Genomic DNA, 18,906 nt, shown 5'->3' with positions numbered 1-18,906 from the left:
CTACGGGTGCTTACTGCTTGCCGCAGTTCGAGGCCAGCTTCTGCTCCTCCGAGGTGAGGGTGGGACCCGGGGTCGGAGCGGCTGCGGTGGGCTTGGGGTCGGGCTTGGCGTCGGCGCTGTCGCCGTCGGCCGGCTTCTCGGCCGCCTCGGCGGCCTTCTCCTTGTCGGCCTTCTCCTTGGCCACGCGGCGCTCTTCGGTCTTCTTGCAGGCCGAAGCCTGGACCGCCAGCTCGGAGATCTTCGTCTGGGCCTTGGCGAGGCTGCCGCCCGCGATGGTGTCCTCGACCTGCTTCCGCTGGTAGGCGGGGAGGTACTTGAGTTCGATCTCGGGGTGGTCCTTCTCGACCTCCGAGAGCTTCACCCAGGCGAGGTCCTGGCTGATGCCCCGGTACAGCGCCACGTGCTCGGCGTTGGAGCCCACGTAGTACTGGGTCTGGGTCCAGCACCAGCCGCCGTACGCGCCGCCGGCGAGGACGCCGAGCGCGAGGACGAGGATCACGGTGCGCCCGATCCACCGCCGCTTCTTCCGCGGCTTGACGAAGTCGTCGTCGGTGTACGCGTCGAAGGCGCCGTGCGGCGGCATCGAGCCGTAGCCGTGGTCGTCGCCGCTGCCGGGTGGGCCGAAGCCGCCGGCGGGGGGCTGGTGGTGGGCGGGGCGGCCGAGCCCGGAGGCGCGGCCGGCCGGGGTCTGCATCGCGCCGCCGTCGTTCAGCTGCTGCTGGTTCTCGGCGACCGCGCCGACGACGACCGGGGTGTCGCTGAGGTGGCCGGCGAGGGTGTCGCCGCCGTCGACGTCGAGGACGTCGGCGACGATCACCGTGATGTTGTCGGGGCCGCCGCCGCGCAGCGCGAGCTGGATCAGCTCCTGCACCGTCTCCTGCGGGCCCTGGTAGCTGGCGAGGGTGTCCTCCAGGGTCTGGTGGGACACCACGCCGGACAGGCCGTCGGAGCAGATCAGGTACCGGTCGCCGGCGCGGACCTCACGGATGGAGAGGTCGGGCTCGACGTGGTCGCCGCTGCCCAGCGCGCGCATGAGGAGCGAGCGCTGGGGGTGGGTGGTGGCCTCTTCCTCGGTGATCCGGCCCTCGTCGACGAGCCGCTGGACCCAGGTGTGGTCCTGGGTGATCTGGGTGAGGACGCCGTCGCGCAGCAGGTAGGCGCGCGAGTCGCCGACGTGCACGAGGCCGAGCCGCTGTCCGGTCCACAGCAGGGCGGTGAGCGTGGTGCCCATGCCCTCCAGCTGCGGGTCCTCCTCGACCATCATCCGGAGCTGGTCGTTGGCGCGCTGCACCGCCGTACCGAGCGAGGTGAGGATGTCGGAGCCGGGGATGTCGTCGTCGAGCGTGACGAGCGTGGAGATCACCTCGGAGGAGGCGACCTCGCCGGCGGCCTGGCCGCCCATGCCGTCGGCGATCGCGAGCAGCCGGGGACCGGCGTAGCCGGAGTCCTCGTTGCCCTCGCGGATCATGCCCTTGTGCGAGCCCGCGGCGAATCGCAGGGAGAGACTCATGCCCACCTGCCCTGTCGCCGCTGCATCGGGGTACAGCCGGTCTCGACCCACACTGCCCGCCCTCCGGTCGCTCCGGTCAGCTCGCTCATTGTCGTACTACTTCCGCAGCTCGATGACGGTCTTGCCGATGCGGATCGGCGCCCCCAGCGGAATCGGCGTTGCGGTGGTGAGGCGGGTCCGGTCCAGGTAGGTGCCGTTCGTGGACCCGAGGTCCTCGACGATCCACTGGCCGTCCCGGTCGGGGTAGATCCGGGCGTGCCGGCTGGACGCGTAGTCGTCGTCCAGCACGATCGTCGAGTCGTGCGCCCGGCCCAGGGTGATCGTCTGGCCCTGGAGGGCCACGGTCGTGCCGGTGAGGGTGCCCTCGGAGACGACCAGCTTCGTCGGGGCGCCGCGGCGCGACCGGCCACCGCCGGCCGGCTGCTGCTGCGCGCGCTGCTGCGGCGGCGCGGCGGGCTGCCGCCCGCCCTGCTGGGGTCGCGCCTCCTGGCGGCGGGAGCCGCGCTGGGTCACCCGCGTACCGAACAGGTCGCTACGGATGACCTGGACGGCCACGATGACGAACAGCCACAGAACGGCCAGGAAACCCAGCCGCATGACCGTCAGGGTCAGCTCTGACATTGCCCCCGCTTCACCCTTCGGCTTGCCGGTAAACGATGGTGGTGCTGCCCACGACGATCCGCGAGCCGTCGCGGAGCGTAGCGCGGGTGGTGTGCTGCCCGTCCACCACGATGCCGTTGGTGGATCCGAGATCCTGGATCGTCGAGGGCGTTCCGGTCCGGATCTCGCAGTGCCGGCGGGACACGCCGGGATCGTCGATCCTCACGTCCGCGTCGGTGCTGCGGCCGAGGACCAGGGTCGGGCGGGAGATCTGGTGGCGGTTGCCGTTGATCTCGATCCAGCGGCGCACCTGGGCGCCGCCGGCCGCCGGAGGACGGCCGCCGCCGGCCGGCCGGTGACCCGCGCCGCCGGGCGGCGGCGAGGACGGCATCGGCGGGGCCCCGGCCGGGGCCCCCTGCGGGTACCCGTAGCCGCCGCCCTGCCCCTGAGGCTGGTGCTGGCCGCCGTGCGGCTGCGGCTGGGACGCGCTCGACGCGAGCGTACGGCTGCGCACCCGGTACAGCCCGGTGTCGAGGTCGTCGGCCTTCTCCAGGTGGACCTTGATCGGGCCCATGAAGGTGTACCGCTGCTGCTTGGCGTAGTCGCGGACCAGGCCGGCGAGCTCGTCGCCCAGCTGGCCCGAGTAGGGGCTCAGACGCTCGTAGTCGGGCGCGCTCAGCTCCACGATGAAGTCATTGGGGACGACGGTCCGCTCGCGGTTCCAGATCTGCGCGTTGTTGTCGCACTCGCGCTGGAGCGCGCCGGCGATCTCGACCGGCTGGACCTCGGACTTGAACACCTTGGCGAAGGTGCCGTTGACCAGACCTTCGAGACGCTGCTCGAAACGCTTCAGGACTCCCATGGGGCACCTCCTCCGTCGTTGCCGTCCTGGTACTGCTTACTGATCGTATCCACGCGTCGGGAAATCGGCTGGTTCCCCTTCTCTGCCCTGTGGACGAGTGTCACCTCTCACAGGCCCTCCCCCCAGGGATCGTAGAGGGGGCCTGTGGACAGTGTCCCGCACGCGGCTGTCCGACAGGAGGGGCGGAGTACGCGAGTGCGCGCGTCGGGAAGTGCCGCCGACGCCGCAACCTCCCGCTTCTCCCCTGTCTCTCCCATCTCTCCCCTCTCTCCCCTGTGTCCCTTCTCTCCTTCTTCTCCCTACTTCTCCCCTCCGGTGCGCGCGGCGACTCTCAGGGCTTCCCCCGAGAGGGCCCGGAGGGGCCGGGGCGAGGGGTTCGCTTCGGCATCGGTGGCGGTGGAGGGCGTTGTGGGGCGGCAGGGGCTTCACTCGGGGCTGGGCGGCAGGGGGAGCGGTCGCCCTGTCGCGCCTGTCGTCCCTGTCCCTGCCGCCCGCATCGCCGTCCCCGCTCCCTTCGCCGTCGCCCTCCTCCCGTCGCCCCTCCCTCACCTCTGTTCTGCTCACGGAGGGCCGAAACAACGGATGTGAATCCACCGTCCGCGACGTGCTAATCTTCAGATGTCGCCAGGCGCTCCCACCGAAAAGGTGAGAGACCGGGAGACCACCCAATGCGCGGGTGGCGGAATAGGCAGACGCGCTGGATTCAGGTTCCAGTGCCCGAAAGGGCGTGGGGGTTCAACTCCCCCCTCGCGCACCAGACGGAAGCCCCGTAGGTCCCAGACCTACGGGGCTTCTGCGTTCTCCCCGGCATGTGACGCTTCCCACGTCCCCTCCATCGCCGTGCACCTCCTTTCGTCGCTCCGGGTCGCGACGAAAGAGAGAAGCCTGGGGCTCCTGACGCTGCCTAGGGTGCGAGCGTGGAAGCGACGAGTGGGGGAACGACGCCGACGGCGGTCGGGCGCGGGATCGGAACCAGGACGGCCGCCGCGTGGAGATGGCTCGTGCCCGCGGGGGAATGGTCACGGCGCAGGACGGTCGGCGAGTCGGCCCTCACCGCCGTCGTGGCGCTGCTCGCCGCCGGCACGGAGGAACTCCTCGGCGGCGAGGGCCGGCAGCTCGCCGCGGTCGCCGCCGCCTCGGCCGTGCTGTCGCTGCTGCGCCGCCGTTTCCCCGCCACCGTGCTCGTCGTCACCGCCGCGCTCAGCCCCGTCGTCCCCGGCCTCGGCCCGCTGCTGCTCGTCCTCGGCTGGTCCGCCGGCGGTCACATCGTCGGCGTCGGCCGGGCCCTGCACGCGTTCATCGCCGCCTACGTCCTCAACGTCGCCGCCACGCTGATCGACGTCTGGGACCAGCAGCGGATGCTGACCGTCGCCTTCATGGCGACCCTCTACTACCTCGGCACCACCCTCGCCCCCGGCCTCGCCCACCGCTACTGGGCCCAGCGCCGCACCCTCCTGCACGCCCTCCAGGAGCGCAACGTACAGCTGGTGCGCGAGCGGGCGATGATCGGGCGGAACGCCCGGCTGAGGGAACGCCAGCGCATCGCCCAGGACATGCACGACAGCCTCGGCCACCAACTCGCCCTGATCGCCGTCCACACCGGCGCGCTGGAGGTCGACCGCGAACTGACCGAGCGGCAGCGCGAGGTCGTCGGCGTGCTGCGGAACGCCTCCGTGACCGCCATGCACGAACTGCGGGAGGTCGTCGGCATACTCCGCGACGGCACCGAGGCCGCCGACCCCGACACCGGACCGGTGGGAACCGGCGACGAGAGCGGACGGGCCGCCCGCGGGCTCGCCGGCATCGAAGGACTCGTCGCCTCCGCACGTGCCGCCGGGACCCGCGTCACGCTGCGGCGGATCGGCGACGAGCGGCCCCTGGAGCCGGCCGCCGGACACGCCGCGTACCGCATGGCACAGGAAGCGCTCACCAACGCCTACAAGTACGCCCCGGGCGCCGCCATCAGCGTCGAACTGCGCTACGAGCCCGACACCTTCGTCGTCGAGATCTTCAATGAGGAGCCGCCCGCAGGGCCCGCGAAGGGGGTCGTCAGCGGCGGCCAGGGGCTGGCCGGACTCGAGGAACGGGCCCGGCTCGTCGGCGGCATGTGCCACGCCGGACCCGCCGACGGCGGAGGCTTCCGGGTCGCCGGAATGCTGCCGTACGGCTCCGCACCGACCGGCGAATCGGCGCCTTTGGTCGACGCCGCCGACGACTTCCGGCAGCAGTCGACGAAGCCCTTCGGCGGGGAGGCTCGTCCCGTACCGGTCGGAGAGCCCGACTGGAGTTTCACGGAACGGGAGTTGGCGATGGCACTGCACGGAGGGAAGACCCGCAGCACCGGCGGATCGATCGCAATCGGCTGCGGCATCGCCTTCGCGGCGCTCGTCGTCCTCGTCGTCGCCGCCGGCCTCGGCATCTACCACTTCGTCGGCTCGGTCCAGGACGCGATGGTCACGCCCGCGAAGTACGAGTCCATCGAGGTCGGCATGGCGGAGAAGGACGTCCGGCCCATGCTGCCCGACGGCGACTCCCTCGCGGCCATGGCCACCTCGGGCGACGGCGCGCCGCCCGAGCCCAAGGGCGCCGCCTGCCTCACCTTCCTCTCCACCGAGATGAGCGACGACTTCGACACCGAGCCCGTTTTCCGGTTCTGCTTCAAGGACGGCAAGCTGATCGAGAAGAAGGCGTACGAGGTGCGGCCGTAGCGTCACGGCCGCCTCGTACCGGAGGCGTTGGGGGAGAGGCGTAGTGCTGTCAGGGCGGACGGGACGGTCCGGAAGGACCGTCAAGGTCGTGGTGGCCGACGACGAGCCGCTGATCAGGGCGGGGATCCGGATGATCCTCAACTCCGATCCGGACATCCACGTGGTCGCCGAGGCCGCGAACGGGCGCGAGGCCGTCGACGCGGCCCGCGCGCACGCAGCCGACGTCGTTCTGCTCGACATCCAGATGCCGGTCCTCGACGGGCTCTCCGCCCTCCCCGAGCTGCGCAGGGCCGCCCCGGGGGCGCGGGTGATCGTCCTGACCACCTTCGGCGAGCGCGAGAACGTGCTGCGGGCGCTGGAGCACGGCAGCGCCGGCTTCCTGCTGAAGGACACCGCCCCCGCCGAACTGATCGGCGCCGTACGGGCCGCGGCCGCCGGCGACGCCTACCTCTCGCCCGCGGCGACCCGGCACGTCGTCGAACGGCTCGCCTCCGGCCGCGAGACCGCCCGCGCCGAAGAGGCCCGCGGCCGGGTCGCCGCGCTCGGCGAGAAGGAGCGGGAGGTCCTCGCACTCCTCGGCGAGGGCCTCTCCAACGCCGACGCGGGCCGCCGGCTGCACATGAGCGAGGCGACCGTGAAGACGTACGTCAGCAGGATCCTCGCCAAGCTCCAGTGCGACAACCGCGTCCAGGCGGCGCTCCTCGCCCGCGACGCCGGGCTGTAGCGGCGAGGTCACCGGCCCTGAGGGGGCGACGGGTGGGGGCGGGCGCCGGCGCGGGGGCGTCGGGCGTCGGGCGTCGGGGTCACGAGGGGTCGGGGAGGCCGGCGGAGCCCGCGGCGTTGTAGCGGAGGAGGTACTCGGCGAACCGGGCCAGGTCCTCGCCGGACCAGTCCTTCAGGCGCTCCTGATAGGCGGCGCGACGGTTGGCCTGGGCGGTGGCGAGCACCGCGAGACCGGCCTCCGTCGGATGCAGCCCCTGCACCCGGTGGTCGTCCGGGGCGGGCCGGCGCTCCACCAGGCCCAGCTTCTCCAGGCCCGCCAGCTGGCGGCTGACCGTCGACTTGTCCAGCAGGTAGTGCGCCGCGAGATCCGTGGCGCGGCAGCCGCGCTGGTCCTCGATGTGGGCGAGGAGCGTGTACGAGACGAGCGGGAGCTCCGGGTGGACGCGGGCCGCGGCGGCGCGGGCCCGGCGCGCGAAGGCCGTCAGCTCGCGCTGGATGACGTCCACGGACGCCTCGCGCGGCGCCTCGCCGCCGACGTCGGACATATGGGCTCCCTTGCCGCACTCGCCCCCTCCGGGCTTTCAGTTGTATAGTACAACGGTTCTTTAGTTGTAAAAGCCAACCAAAGCCTCGGAGGTCACGGTGTCCACAGGACCCCACCCCACCGCCGGCGCCCTGCGGCACGTCCTCGGGCACCTCCTCACCCCCCTCCTCATGTGCCTGGGCATGGGCCTCGCCTACCTCGGCGCCTTCCACGCCCCCCAGCCCCACGACCTCCGCGTCGACGTCGTCGGCTCCGGCCCCGCCGCCCAGGTCCTCGCGCAGACCCTCCAGGACAAGGGCGCCGGCGCCCTCGACGTCCGCACCGTCCCCGACCGGGCCACCGCCGCCACCGCCCTCCGCCGGCAGGACAGCTTCGGCGCCTACATCCCCGGCGACCACCCCGAGCTCCTCGTCGCCTCCGCCTCCTCCGACACCAGCGCCATGGCCGTCGAGAAGGTCTTCACCGAGGTCGCCGCCCGACAGGACGCCCCCCTCAAGGTCACCGACCTCGCCCCCACCGCCTCCGGCGACCCCACCGGCCAGGGCGTCTTCTTCCTCCTCGTCGCCGTCAGCATCGGCGCCTACGCCTCCGTCGCCGTCATCGGAGCCGCCGGAGCCGCCCTCCCCATGCGGATCCGCGCCCTCCTCGCCGCCGGCACCTCCCTCGTCGTCAGCCTCATCGGCACCCTCTTCGCCGGCCCCGTCTTCCACCTCGTCGACCACGGCCTCGCCGGCGTCTGGGCCCTCTCCTGGCTCTACGCCGCCGGCATCCTCCTCATCGGCATCGGCCTCCACACCTACCTCCGCCGCTGGACCACGCTCGGCGTGATGGTCCTCTTCGTCATGCTCAACTTCACGAGCTCCGGCGGCATCTACCGGCCGGAGCTCCAGCCCGGCTTCTTCGGCTCCCTGCACGCCTTCTGGAACGGCGCCGGCCTCGTCGAAGGCATCCGCGGCCACGTCTACCTCGACGGGCACGCCCTCGGCGGCAACGTCCTCGTCCTCGTCCTCTGGCTCCTCGCCGGCGTCGTCCTCGTCACCCTCGCCGGCCGCACCGAGGCGCGGCGGAACGCCCTGGCCGCCGCCGCGGCGAAGCGGGCCGAGGCGAAGGGGGCCGAGGCCGAGGAAGAGATGGAGGAGGCCGTGGCCGTCTGACGCGTCGGAGCCGGCAGAGACCTCCGAGCCGGCAGCGTCCTCCGAGCCGTCCGACCAGGGGGTCGAAGGTTTTCCACAGGCCGTTGTCCACAGGGGGAGACGGCCGATCAAGAGCGGCTGTACCGTCAGGCCCGGAACTCATCGAAACGTGTCGGACCAGTCATCGGGGGAGGTCGTCCCATGGGCGAGATTCAGGCCGTCGTGCCAGGACAGCGTGGAGAAGCAGGCGGGGAGCGCATCCCGCACGTGCCCGGATTCGCACGGCGCGGCGGCACCACGGAGCACTCCCCCAGGGCGCGCGGGAAGCAGCTGCGGACCGCAGTCCCCCGCTCCTCCCACGCGCGGCTCGACCTCCCCGCCGGGCGCCCCGACGCCGTCCGCGCCGTCGAGGAGTCCAGCCGCGGCCGCGTCCCCGAACTCACCCCCATCCGCGTCGGCCGCATGGCCGCCAACCCCTTCGCGTTCCTGCGCGGCTCCGCCGGCCTCATGGCCCACGACCTCGTCGGCACCCCCGTCACCGGCATCGCCGCCCAGCTGTGCGGCGACGCCCACGCCGCCAACTTCGGCCTCTACGGCGACGCCCGCGGCCGGCTCGTGATGGACCTCAACGACTTCGACGAGACCGTCGTCGGCCCCTGGGAATGGGACCTCAAGCGGCTCGCCACCTCCCTCGTCCTCGCCGGCCGGGTGGTCGGCGCGGACGAGGACACCTGCCGGGCCGCCGCCTTCGACACCGTCGGCGCCTACCGGCGCACCATGCGCCTCCTTGCCCGGCTCCCCGCCCACGACGCCTGGAACGCGATACCCGACGAGGAGCTCGTCTCCCACACCGACGCCCGCGACCTCCTCGGCACCCTGGAGCGCGTCTCCGCCAAGGCCCGCAACAACACCAGCGCCCGGTTCGCCGCCCGCTCCACCGAGACCGTCGCCGACACCGACGGCGGCGGACGCCGCTTCGTCGACGCGCCTCCCGTCCTGCGCCGGGTGCCCGACGCCGAGGCCGCGGCCGTCACCGCCGCCCTCGGCGGCTACCTGGAGACCGTCTCCGAGGACCGCCGCCCGCTCCTCGCCCGGTACGCCGTCCACGACGTCGCCTTCCGGGTCGTCGGCACCGGCAGCGTCGGCACCCGCTCCTATGTCGTCCTGCTCCTCGACCACCGCGGCGAACCGCTCGTCCTCCAGGTGAAGGAAGCCCGGCCGTCCGTGCTGCTGCCCCACCTGCCCGCCGCCGGGTTCGCCGTCCCCGACCCCGGCCACGAGGGCCGCCGCGTCGTCCTCGGGCAGAAGCGCATGCAAGTGGTCAGCGACATCCTGCTCGGCTGGACCACGGTCGACGGGCGCCCCTTCCAGGTGCGCCAGTTCCGCAACCGCAAGGGCAGCGTCGACCCCGCCGCGCTCACCGCCGACCAGGTCGACGACTACGGCCGCATGACCGGCGCGCTCCTCGCCCGCGCCCACGCCCACAGTGCCGACCCGCGCCTGATAGCCGGCTACTGCGGCAAGAACGAGGAGTTCGACGAGGCCGTCGCCGCCTTCGCGGTCACCTACGCCGACCGCACCACCGAGGACCACGCCGACCTGCTCACGGCCATCCGCAGCGGACGCATGGCGGCTGAGCTGGGTGTCTGAGCCGGGCGCCTGAGAAGTGAACGAGGGGGAGGGGAGGGAGGGGGAGGGAGGGGGGAGGGGCCCCCTTGTGAGGACCTACGCTTGAGGGGTCGGGCCGGAACGAGGACGTGGGCGGGCGTGAACGTGAGCGAGGACCAGGGCGAGCACCAGGACCAGGGCCAGGGCCGGGACCAGGACCAGGACCGGGACCGGGAGCTGGGGCAGGGCCAGGAGCCGGAGCCGGGCCCGGGTTCGCAGCGGGAGCAGCGTCGGGCGTCCGACCCGGAGCCCGACGCCGGTGTGGCGGCCGGGGAGGGTGGGGAGCGGCCGGAGGCTCGGTTGGAGCGGGCTGTTCGGGTGGCCGAGCAGGCGCTGATCGAGTTCGAGATCGCCGTGGAGACCTTCCGGGTCGAGGTGGAGAACTTCTCGCGGCTGCACCACCAGAAGCTGGGGCCGATGTACGCGCGGCTCGACGAGCTGGACGCGTCGATCGCGGAGGCGCGGGCGGCGCGGACCGGTGACCCGGAGGATCTGCGGCTGGCGCGGGAGGCGCGGGCCGCGGTGCTGCCGCTGCCGGGGGTCGAGGTGCTCTTCGACGACTGGATCGACTCCGACGGGCTCTCCCCCGAGGCGGCCGCGATGCTGACCGAGCGGCCGGTGCAGCCGCCGCAGCGGGTGCGGCCCAGCGAGGAGGTGCGCCGGCTCTACCGCGAGCTGGCGCGCAAGGCGCATCCCGACCTGGCCCGTGAGGACGACGAGCGGAAGCGGCGGGAGGAGTTCATCACCCGGGTGAACGCCGCTTACGCGCGCGGCGACGAGGGGCTGTTGCGTGAGCTCGCCGACGAGTGGGAGGCCGGTCCGGTGCCGGCCGAGGAGCGGCTGAGCGAGAGCGAGGAGCTGTACGCGCGGCTGGAGTGGCTGGCGCAGCGCAAGGACCTGCTGTCGGCGCTGGCGCGGGAGCTGGAGGACAGCGCGATCGGGTCGATGCTGCGGCTGGCGCCGGAGGACCCGGACCGGCTGCTGGAGGAGATCGCCGAGCAGCTGCGCGGCCAGGTGTCCGAGCGTGAGGCCGAGCTGGCCACGCTGGTGCAGTAGGTTTTTTCAGGTCGAGGCGGTTCCGCCGTACACGAGAGAAGGTCAGTGCCATGAGTTTCGCCCCGCTGCCGTCGGTGCCCGCCGCGTCCGTGCCCGCTGATGCCCTGGTGCTGGACGTGCGGGAGGACGACGAGTGGGCGGCCGGCCGGGTCGAGGGTGCGCTGCACGTGCCGATGAGCGACTTCGTGGCGCGGTTCGCCGAGGTCGGTGAGCAGCTTGCCGAGCACGGCCGCGCCTATGTGATGTGCCGGGTGGGCGGCCGTTCGGCGCAGGTCACGCAGTACCTGGTGCAGCAGGGCTATGACGCGGTGAACGTGGACGGCGGGATGGTGGCCTGGGAGGGTGCCGGGCGTCCCGTGGTGTCGGACAGCGGGCCGGGGTTCGTCGCCTGAGCCCTGGCCTCCTTCGTGGGGGTCATCCCAGGGGGTGGGTGGCGATGAGGTCGCCGAGGGCCTCCTCGTGGGCGGCGGCCGGGCCGAGGGAGAGTTCGAGGTACTTCGCCCAGGCGTGGTAGCGGTGCAGCGGGTAGTCGGTGTCGGCGCCGAAGCCGCCGTGCAGGTGCTGGGCGGTCTGGACGACCCGGCGGACGCCTTCGGCCGCCCAGATCTTGGCGACGGCGAGGTCCGCCTCGGCGGGCAGCGCCGTGTCGGCGTCGGTGGAGACGCGCCAGGCGGCCTGCCACAGGGTGGCCTCCATCGCGCGGAGGTCGATGTAGCGGTCGGCGGTCTGGACGGCGACGGCCTGGAACGTGGCGACGGGGTGGCCGAACTGTTCCCGCTTGCCGGTGTACTGGCTCGTCATGGTGAGGACCTGTTCGCCGAGGCCGAGGGCGAGCGCGCAGGTTCCGGTGGTGAGCAGGGCGCGGAGGGCGGGCCAGGCGTCCGCGGAGTCGAGGACCCGGTCGGCGGGGAGGCGGGCGCCGTCGAGGCGTAGCCGGGCGAGGCGTTCGCCGTGGGTGCCGTACTGGGCGTCGAGGGTGAGGTCCGGGTGGCCGCTGGGGACCAGGGCGAGGACGGTGTGGCCGTCGGCGGTGTGGGCCGGGACGGCGGTGAGGTCGGCGTGGTGGGCCCACGGGACGTGGTCGGTGGTGCCGTCGAGGATCCAGTGGGTGCCGTCGTGCCGGGCGGTGACGGCTCGCTCGGCGGGTTCGTGGCCGGTGGTGCCGTGGGCGGCGGCGGTGAGGACGAGTCGTCCGGCGGTGACGTCGGGCAGGAGCGCGGCGGCGGTGCCGGCCGGGGCGTGCCGCTGGACGACGTGGGTGACGGCGGTGGTCTCCAGGAGGGGGACGCGGGCCAGGACGCGGGCCGATTCGCGCAGGACGAGGCAGAGGGCGACGGGGTCGAGGCCGGTGCCGCCGTGCTCGGGTGCGACGAGGAGTCCGAGGAGGTCGGTGGCGGCGAGGCGCTGCCACAGGGGGCGGTCGAGGTCGTCGGCGACGGCGGTGGGGGTGAGGGCGGGGCTGGGTACGGCGTCGGGTGCGACGTCGGCGAAGACGGTGCGGGCCGTCTCCGCGGCCGCCTGCTGTTCCTCGGTGAACGTGAAGTCCATGGCCCTGTCCTTCCGTTGCTGTTCCGGCGGCCCGTCAGGTGCCGCTTTTCTGACGGGCCGTCAAGATAGAACAGGTTCTAGCGGAAGGGAATGGGCTGTCAGCGGTCGAAGTCCAGCTCCACGTCCGGGGTGGCCGGGTGGGACTGGCAGGCCAGGACGTAGCCGGCGTCGGTCTCCTCCGGTTCGAGGGCGAAGTTGCGGTCCATGCGGACCTCGCCGCCGACGACGAAGGCGCGGCAGGTGCCGCAGACTCCGCCCTTGCAGGCGTAGGGGGCGTCGGAGCGGGCGCGCAGGACGGTGTCGAGGAGGCTCTCGCCGCGCTCCACGGGCCAGGTGCCGGAGCGGCCGTGGAGCGTGGCCGTGAGGGTGGCGTGGGCGGGGGTGTCGGCGGTGGGCACGGGCGCGGGGCCCGAGCCGTCGTCGACGTGGAAGATCTCCTGGTGGACGCGGGCGCGGTCGACGCCGAGGCCGCGCAGGGCCCGCTCGGCGCCCTGGACGAGGCCGTAGGGGCCGCAGAGGAACCAGCCGTCGATGGCGCCGACCGGGAGGAGGGCGGGCAGGAGGGCGGTGAGCCGGTCCTCGTCGAGGCGGCCGGAGGGGAGGCCGGCCTGCTGCTCCTCGCGGGAGAGGACGGTGACGAGCTGGAACCGGTCGGGGTGACGGTCCTTCAGGTCGGCGACCTCGTCGAGGAACATCGTGGAGGCGGCGGTGCGGTCGCTGCGGATCAGGCAGAACCGGGCCTCGGGTTCGCGGTCGAGGAGGGTGGCGGCCATGGAGAGTACGGGGGTGATGCCGCTGCCGCCGGCGACGGCGGCGAAGTGGCCGGGGCGCGGGTCGAGGACGAACCGGCCGGTGGGGGCCATGACCTCGACGGTGTGGCCGGGGGTGAGCTCCTTGAGGGCCCAGGTGGAGAAGGCGCCGCCGTCGACGAGGCGGATGCCGACACGGAGTTCGGGCCGCTCGCCGGCCGGGGCGGCGGGGGAGCAGATCGAGTAGGTGCGGCGGATCTCCTGGCCGGACTCGTCGGTGCGGCGCAGGGCGAGGTGCTGTCCGGGGCGGTGCCGGAAGGTCTCGTGGAGGTCGTCGGGGACCGCGAAGGTGACGGCCACGGAGTCGTCGGTGAGCCGCTCGACCCGGCTCACCGGGAGCGGATGGAACATCTACAGCTCCTTGAAGTGGTCGAAGGGTTCGCGGCAGGCGGCGCAGCGGCGCAGGGCCTTGCAGGCGGTGGAGGAGAAGCGGCTGAGGAGTTCGGTGTCGGTGGAGCCGCAGTGGGGGCAGCGGATGGCCAGGGTGAGGGCGACGGGTCCGCCGGCCGGGCCCTGGGGGCGGGGCGGGGCGATGCCGAACTCGGTGAGCTTGCGGCGGCCTTCCTCGCTGATGTCGTCGGTGGACCAGGCGGGGGCGAGGACGGTGACGACGGTGACCTCGGGGATGCCGTGCTCGTGGAGGGCGTGCTCGATGTCGGTGGACATCGTCTCGACGGCGGGGCAGCCGGTGTAGGTGGGGGTGAGGGCGACCTCGACGCGGCCGGGGCCGGTGACGTGGACGCCGCGGAGCACGCCGAGTTCGGCGAGGGTGAGGACGGGCAGCTCGGGGTCGGGGACGGCGCCGGCGATCCGGGCCAGTTCCGCTTCGAGCGGGGTGGTGGTGGCGGTCACCATGTCGCCCCCGGGTGGCTGCGGTGGAGGTGCTGCATCTCGGCGAGCATCCGGCCGAAGTGTTCGGTGTGGAGGCCCTGGCGGCCGGCTCCGGCGCGCCAGGCGCCGGTGCGGGGGCCGGTGGGGACGGTGAGGCCGGCGCGGGTGAGGACCGCGGTGACGGAGTCCAGCCAGGCGGCTTCGAGGGTGGTGGTGTCGAGGCCGAGGCCGTCGAGGGGCTGGAAGAGCTCTCCGGTGTACCGCCAGAGGGCGTCGCAGGCCGTCTGCATGCGGCGGTGGCTCTCGTCGGTGCCGTCGCCGAGGCGGAGGGTCCAGTGCTCGGCGTGGTCCTGGTGGTAGGCGACTTCCTTGACGGCCTTGCCGGCGAGTCCGGCGAGCGGGCCGTCGCCGTCGGCGAGGGCGGCGTAGAGGAGCCGCTGGTAGGTGGAGAAGTACAGCTGGCGGGCGATGGTGTGGGCGAAGTCGCCGTTGGGCTGCTCGACCAGCTGGACGTTGCGGAAGGCGCGCTCCTCGCGGAGGAAGGCGAGTTCGTCCTCGTCGCCGGCGAGGGAGAGCAGGACGCGGGCCTGGCCGAGGAGGTCGAGCGCGATGTTGGCGAGGGCGACCTCCTCCTCCAGGACGGGGGCGCTGCCGGCCCACTCCCCCAGGCGCTGGGCGAGGACGAGGGCGTCGTCGCCGAGGGCGAGGGCCGCGGCGGTGACGGCCGGGTCGGCGGCCGGTGCGGCGGGCGTGGTGCCGGTGGTGTCGCCGGGGTCGGTGGTGTGGGTGGTGGTCACAGGTGCTTCACCCCCTCCGGGATCTCGTAGAAGGTCGGGTGCCGGTAGGGCTTGTCGGCGGCCGGCTCGAAGAAGGGGTCCTTCTCGTCCGGGGAGGAGGCGGTGATGGCGGCGGAGGGCACGACCCAGAGGGAGACGCCTTCCATCCGGCGGGTGTAGAGGTCCCGGGCGTTGCGCAGGGCCATCTCCGCGTCGGGGGCGTGGAGGCTGCCGGCGTGGGTGTGGGAGAGCCCTCGGCGGGAGCGCACGAACACCTCCCACAGGGGCCAAGTGTCGCTGCTCATGCCTGTGCCTCCCCGTGCTGTCCGGTGTGCTTGCGCGCGTAGGCCGCGGCGGCCTCTCTGACCCAGGCGCCGTCCTCGTGGGCCTGGCGGCGCTTGGTGATCCGCTGGTCGTTGCAGGGGCCGTTGCCCTTGAGCACGTCCCAGAACTCGTCCCAGTCGATGGGGCCGAAGTCGTAGTGCCCGCGCTCCTCGTTCCACTTCAGGTCGGGGTCGGGGAGGGTGAGGCCGAGGGCCTCCGCCTGCGGGGCGGCGATGTCGACGAAGCGCTGGCGCAGTTCGTCGTTGGAGTGGCGCTTGATCTTCCAGGCCATGGCCTGTTCCGAGTGGGTCGACACGTCGTCGGGCGGGCCGAACATCATGAGGGACGGCCACCACCAGCGGTCCACCGCGTCCTGGGCCATGGCGTGCTGGGCCTCGGTGCCGCGGGAGAGGGCGAGCAGCGCCTCGTATCCCTGGCGCTGGTGGAAGGACTCCTCCTTGCAGACGCGGACCATGGCCCGGGCGTACGGGCCGTAGGAGCAGCGGCAGAGGGGGACCTGGTTGGTGATGGCGGCGCCGTCCACGAGCCAGCCGATGGCGCCGACGTCGGCCCAGGTGAGGGTGGGGTAGTTGAAGATCGAGGAGTACTTCTGGCGGCCGCTGTGGAGCTTGTCGAGGAGCTCGTCGCGGCTGACGCCGAGGGTCTCGGCGGCGCTGTAGAGGTACAGGCCGTGGCCGGCCTCGTCCTGGACCTTGGCCATGAGGATGGCCTTGCGGCGCAGCGAGGGCGCGCGGGTGATCCAGTTGGCCTCGGGCTGCATGCCGATGATCTCGGAGTGGGCGTGCTGCGCGATCTGGCGGACGAGGGAGGCGCGGTACGCCTCCGGCATCCAGTCGCGCGGCTCGATGCGCTCGTCGGCGGCCACGGCGGCGTCGAACACCGCCTCGCGGGCGGCCTGTGCCGCCGCGTCCGCGGCATCCGTGCCGGGCGCTTCCGCGGTCACTGCCGTCCCTGCCGTCCCTGCGGTCATCGGACCCCCTACCGACCGATCGTTCGGTTGAATGACTTCAATGGTGGGTCGGCGGCCCGTATGGTGTCAACCCTGTGGATAACCGCCTGCTCCGTTCGGGGCGCAACGAGCGGGTCACCGGTGGGACGGGATCGGGTCGGGAAGCCCGGGAACGGGGTGGGATGAGCGCGCACATCGACGGCAGCGGGGAGCGGCGGCCGGCCGGGGGGATCCTGGCGCTGTCCATGCCGTACCAGGTGGTGGCCGCGGTGGCGCTGGCCGCCCTGGCCGTCCTCGCCTGCCTGCATCTGGCCATGGTCTTCCTGCACGTGGCCCCGTCGAACACGATCACCAAGCAGCACGGCCAGGCCGTCGACGACTGGATCTACCCCGAGTTCGAGCAGAACTGGAAGCTCTTCGCCCCCAATCCGCTCCAGCAGAACGTCTCCGTCGAGGTCCGCGCCGAGGTCGCCGACGCGTCGGGCATCCGGCGGACCACCGGCTGGATCGACCTCACCGCGCAGGACGTCGAGGACGTCCGGGGCAACGTCTTCCCCAGCCACACCCAGCAGAACCAGCTGCGCCGGGCGATCGACTGGTACGGCAACGCCCACGACGACGAGGGCCGTCCGAAGGGCATGCGGGGCCGCCTGTCGGAGCAGTACATGCGCCGTATCGTGCTGCCGCGCATCGAGGGCCCGCAGGCCCGCGCGGACGTCGGCGGGACGGTGGAGCGGATCCAGCTCCGCCGGGTCCTCCGTCCGGTGCAGGCCCCGCACTGGAGCACCGAGAAGCGCTCCACCACCCCCTCCATCAGCACCATGCCGTGGTGGGACATCACCGACGCCGACCGCAGCCGTACGGAGACGAGCCGATGACCGCCCCCCGACCCGCACCGGCCGCGGATCCGGCGCGCGTGCCCTTCGACCGCAGGCTGGCCCGCGCCGCGCAGACGGTCACCTCGCGCGCGCTGGGCCCGTACCAGACCGCGATCGTCCGCATCGGCTTCTCACTGACCTGGCTCTTCTTCCTGCTGCGGGAGTTCCCGCACCGGCACGAGATGTACGGCCCCGACGGCCCCTGGTCGTTCGACCTCGCCCGCCGGCTGATCGCCGACAACCGGGCGTTCTCGGTCCTGATGTGGTCCGACGGGCGGCTCTGGTTCGAGGTGGTCTACGGGCTCGCGGTGGTGGCCGCCGCGCTGCTGCTCGTCGGCTGGCACACCCGGGCCATGTCGGTGGTCTTCATGGTCGGCGCGCTGTCGCTGCAGAACCGGTCCGTCTTCCTCGGCGACGGCGGCGACAACGTGGTGCACCTCGTCTCGCTCTACCTCACGCTGCTCCGCTGCGGCCAGGTGTGGTCCCTGGACGCCCGGCGGGCGGCCCGCAAGGCGGCCCGGGGCGAGGAGGCCGCCCGGCGGGTGGAACTCGCCGGACCGGTCCTCTGGATCGTCCTCGGCGGCTTCCTGGTCGCCGCCACCTGGTTCAGCCCGCTCACCGGCGAGTGGTGGATGTACGTGCTGCTGTGGGTGCTCTGGCTCGGCCAGGGCCTGTGGTGGCTGGTGGAGCAGTACGCGCCGGGCGAGCCCCGCGTCCTCCTGGACGTCCTCGCGAACCTCACCCACAACGCGACGCTCGTGGTCCTCATGGCCGAGGTCTGTCTGATCTACGCCACCGCCGGCTGGTACAAGATCCAGGGCTCGCGCTGGCAGGACGGCACCGCCCTCTTCTACCCGCTGCACCTGGACTACTTCACGCCCTGGCCGGCCCTCTCCGAGCTCCTCGCCTCCAGCGGGATCATGGTCATGCTGCTCAGCTACGGCACCGTGATCGTGCAGGTCGCCTTCCCCTTCACGCTGTTCAAGCGCAAGGTGAAGAACGTCCTGCTCGTCGTGATGATGCTGGAGCACGCGGGAATCGCGCTGCTGCTCGGCCTGCCGGCCTTCTCGATGGCGATGATCGCCGCCGACGCCGTCTTCCTGCCCACCGTCTTCCTGGTGTGGCTCGGGGCGCGCGCGGCCCGCAGCCGGGACCGGCTGCTGCGCCGGAAGGACACCGCCCCGGAGCCGCCCCCGCAGCGGCCCGCCGGGGAGCCCGCCGAGGGGCCGTCCGGCGGGGACGCGGGCGGCGAGGCCGCCCCCCGTACCCTCGTCGGGTGAGCACCACCGAAGAGAACCCCGTCCCGGCCGGCGCCGAGCCGCTGCAGTACGACGAGGGCTACGGCCCCGAGGTCGGCGTCGGCCCGCACCCCGAGCCGTGGCCCGAGGACCCGCGCTACGACCGCGAGCTGCTGGCCGAGGGCGACCGGCGCAACGTCGTGGACGCCTACCGGTACTGGACGCGGGAGGCGATCGTCGCCGACCTGGACACCCGCCGGCACGACTTCCACGTGGCCGTGGAGAACTGGGGCCACGACTTCAACATCGGATCGGTGGTGCGGACCGCCAACGCCTTCCTGGCCAAGGAGGTGCACATCGTGGGGCGGCGCCGCTGGAACCGGCGCGGCGCCATGGTCACCGACCGCTACCAGCACGTGCGGCACCACCCCGACACGGAGGCGCTCACCGCCTGGGCGGCCGCCGAGGACCTGCCGATCATCGGCATCGACAACCTGCCGGGCTCGGTGCCGCTGGAGCGGACCGTGCTGCCCCGCCGCTGTGTGCTGCTCTTCGGGCAGGAGGGGCCCGGGCTGACCGAGGAGGCCCGCCGCCATGTGCGGACGGTCTGCTCGATCGCCCAGTTCGGCTCCACCCGGTCGATCAACGCCGGGGCGGCCGCCGCGATCGCCATGCACGCCTGGATCCAGCGCTACGCCGACGTGCCGGCCCCCGCATAGGAGACCGGC

At 72.9% G+C, this 18,906-nt stretch carries 19 protein-coding genes and 1 tRNA gene; 10 read left to right on the top strand and 10 right to left on the bottom strand.

The features are described 5' to 3' along the window. Positions 1–10: 10 nt before the first annotated feature. From IF73_RS0102830 to IF73_RS0102820, 3 genes are all read right to left on the bottom strand, one after another. Positions 11–1,510 (bottom strand): Stp1/IreP family PP2C-type Ser/Thr phosphatase, encoded by a 1,500-nt coding sequence (locus tag IF73_RS0102830; RefSeq protein ID WP_031003044.1) that lies wholly within the window; start codon positions 1,508–1,510, stop codon positions 11–13. A gap of 96 nt (positions 1,511–1,606) precedes the next feature. Further along, positions 1,607–2,131: an FHA domain-containing protein FhaB/FipA gene (locus tag IF73_RS0102825; protein ID WP_031003043.1), complete on the bottom strand. Its 525-nt coding sequence runs from the start codon at positions 2,129–2,131 to the stop codon at positions 1,607–1,609. A 10-nt stretch (positions 2,132–2,141) separates the two neighbouring features. Next, positions 2,142–2,972 carry an FhaA domain-containing protein gene (locus tag IF73_RS0102820; protein ID WP_031003041.1) on the bottom strand — a complete coding sequence of 277 codons (831 nt, stop codon included), beginning with the start codon at positions 2,970–2,972 and terminating at the stop codon, positions 2,142–2,144. A gap of 670 nt (positions 2,973–3,642) precedes the next feature. Between IF73_RS0102820 and IF73_RS0102815 the strand changes: the two genes are divergently transcribed. The 3 genes from IF73_RS0102815 (at position 3,643) to IF73_RS0102805 (ending at position 6,404) form a co-directional block, all read left to right on the top strand. Then, a tRNA-Leu gene (locus tag IF73_RS0102815) sits at positions 3,643–3,729 on the top strand. 244 nt (positions 3,730–3,973) lie between these two features. After that, the gene (locus IF73_RS0102810; protein ID WP_037878136.1) at positions 3,974–5,680 is read left to right on the top strand and encodes a sensor histidine kinase; all 1,707 of its coding nucleotides are present in this window, start codon (positions 3,974–3,976) and stop codon (positions 5,678–5,680) included. 88 nt (positions 5,681–5,768) lie between these two features. After that, the gene (locus tag IF73_RS0102805; RefSeq protein ID WP_031003036.1) at positions 5,769–6,404 is read left to right on the top strand and encodes a response regulator; all 636 of its coding nucleotides are present in this window, start codon (positions 5,769–5,771) and stop codon (positions 6,402–6,404) included. Between the two features lie 79 nt (positions 6,405–6,483). On the opposite strand, the gene IF73_RS0102800 is transcribed toward IF73_RS0102805, so the two are convergent. Continuing rightward, positions 6,484–6,948, bottom strand: coding sequence for a MarR family winged helix-turn-helix transcriptional regulator (locus tag IF73_RS0102800; RefSeq protein WP_031003034.1), 465 nt, complete (start codon positions 6,946–6,948; stop codon positions 6,484–6,486). 97 nt (positions 6,949–7,045) lie between these two features. On the opposite strand from IF73_RS0102800, the gene IF73_RS0102795 reads away from it, so the two are divergent. From IF73_RS0102795 to IF73_RS0102780, 4 genes are all read left to right on the top strand, one after another. Further along, positions 7,046–8,101 (top strand): hypothetical protein, encoded by a 1,056-nt coding sequence (locus IF73_RS0102795; RefSeq protein WP_031003032.1) that lies wholly within the window; start codon positions 7,046–7,048, stop codon positions 8,099–8,101. A 180-nt stretch (positions 8,102–8,281) separates the two neighbouring features. Next, positions 8,282–9,730, top strand: a complete 1,449-nt coding sequence (locus IF73_RS0102790; protein WP_031003030.1) for a DUF2252 domain-containing protein — start codon at positions 8,282–8,284, stop codon at positions 9,728–9,730. 279 nt (positions 9,731–10,009) lie between these two features. Beyond that, entirely contained in the window at positions 10,010–10,804 is a 795-nt protein-coding gene (locus IF73_RS0102785; RefSeq protein WP_031003028.1) for a J domain-containing protein, read from the top strand. Between the two features lie 50 nt (positions 10,805–10,854). Next, positions 10,855–11,196, top strand: coding sequence for a rhodanese-like domain-containing protein (locus tag IF73_RS0102780; RefSeq protein ID WP_031003026.1), 342 nt, complete (start codon positions 10,855–10,857; stop codon positions 11,194–11,196). A 22-nt stretch (positions 11,197–11,218) separates the two neighbouring features. Here IF73_RS0102780 and IF73_RS0102775 read toward each other — a convergent pair whose 3' ends face one another. From IF73_RS0102775 to paaA, 6 genes are all read right to left on the bottom strand, one after another. Further along, the gene (locus IF73_RS0102775; RefSeq protein ID WP_031003025.1) at positions 11,219–12,352 is read right to left on the bottom strand and encodes an acyl-CoA dehydrogenase family protein; all 1,134 of its coding nucleotides are present in this window, start codon (positions 12,350–12,352) and stop codon (positions 11,219–11,221) included. A 98-nt stretch (positions 12,353–12,450) separates the two neighbouring features. After that, positions 12,451–13,512 (bottom strand): 2Fe-2S iron-sulfur cluster-binding protein, encoded by a 1,062-nt coding sequence (locus tag IF73_RS0102770; RefSeq protein WP_031003023.1) that lies wholly within the window; start codon positions 13,510–13,512, stop codon positions 12,451–12,453. Then, on the bottom strand, positions 13,513–14,016 hold the full coding sequence (gene paaD, locus IF73_RS0102765) for a 1,2-phenylacetyl-CoA epoxidase subunit PaaD (protein ID WP_031003021.1): 504 nt from the start codon (positions 14,014–14,016) through the stop codon (positions 13,513–13,515). Continuing rightward, the gene (gene paaC / locus IF73_RS0102760; RefSeq protein ID WP_031003019.1) at positions 14,010–14,789 is read right to left on the bottom strand and encodes a 1,2-phenylacetyl-CoA epoxidase subunit PaaC; all 780 of its coding nucleotides are present in this window, start codon (positions 14,787–14,789) and stop codon (positions 14,010–14,012) included. Before paaC ends, paaD begins: the two co-directional genes overlap by 7 nt. After that, on the bottom strand, positions 14,786–15,073 hold the full coding sequence (gene paaB, locus IF73_RS0102755; RefSeq protein ID WP_030493720.1) for a 1,2-phenylacetyl-CoA epoxidase subunit PaaB: 288 nt from the start codon (positions 15,071–15,073) through the stop codon (positions 14,786–14,788). The genes paaC and paaB overlap by 4 nt, the downstream gene beginning before the upstream one ends. Next, on the bottom strand, positions 15,070–16,083 hold the full coding sequence (gene paaA, locus IF73_RS0102750) for a 1,2-phenylacetyl-CoA epoxidase subunit PaaA (RefSeq protein ID WP_031003017.1): 1,014 nt from the start codon (positions 16,081–16,083) through the stop codon (positions 15,070–15,072). Before paaA ends, paaB begins: the two co-directional genes overlap by 4 nt. A 161-nt stretch (positions 16,084–16,244) precedes the next feature. Between paaA and IF73_RS0102745 the strand changes: the two genes are divergently transcribed. The 3 genes from IF73_RS0102745 to IF73_RS0102735 are packed head-to-tail and all read left to right on the top strand — an operon-like array spanning position 16,245 to position 18,897. Further along, positions 16,245–16,940, top strand: coding sequence for a DUF5819 family protein (locus IF73_RS0102745; protein ID WP_051716493.1), 696 nt, complete (start codon positions 16,245–16,247; stop codon positions 16,938–16,940). After that, positions 16,937–18,220 carry an HTTM domain-containing protein gene (locus IF73_RS0102740; protein ID WP_051716492.1) on the top strand — a complete coding sequence of 428 codons (1,284 nt, stop codon included), beginning with the start codon at positions 16,937–16,939 and terminating at the stop codon, positions 18,218–18,220. Before IF73_RS0102745 ends, IF73_RS0102740 begins: the two co-directional genes overlap by 4 nt. Continuing rightward, positions 18,217–18,897, top strand: coding sequence for a TrmH family RNA methyltransferase (locus IF73_RS0102735; protein WP_031003012.1), 681 nt, complete (start codon positions 18,217–18,219; stop codon positions 18,895–18,897). The genes IF73_RS0102740 and IF73_RS0102735 overlap by 4 nt, the downstream gene beginning before the upstream one ends. Positions 18,898–18,906: the final 9 nt, after the last annotated feature.

This window comes from Streptomyces sp. NRRL F-5727 (assembly GCF_000719555.1).
Taxonomy (GTDB): domain Bacteria; phylum Actinomycetota; class Actinomycetes; order Streptomycetales; family Streptomycetaceae; genus Streptomyces.
The sequence above is the reverse complement of the archived record's forward strand: the minus strand, read 5'-3'. Positions and strand labels throughout refer to the sequence as shown.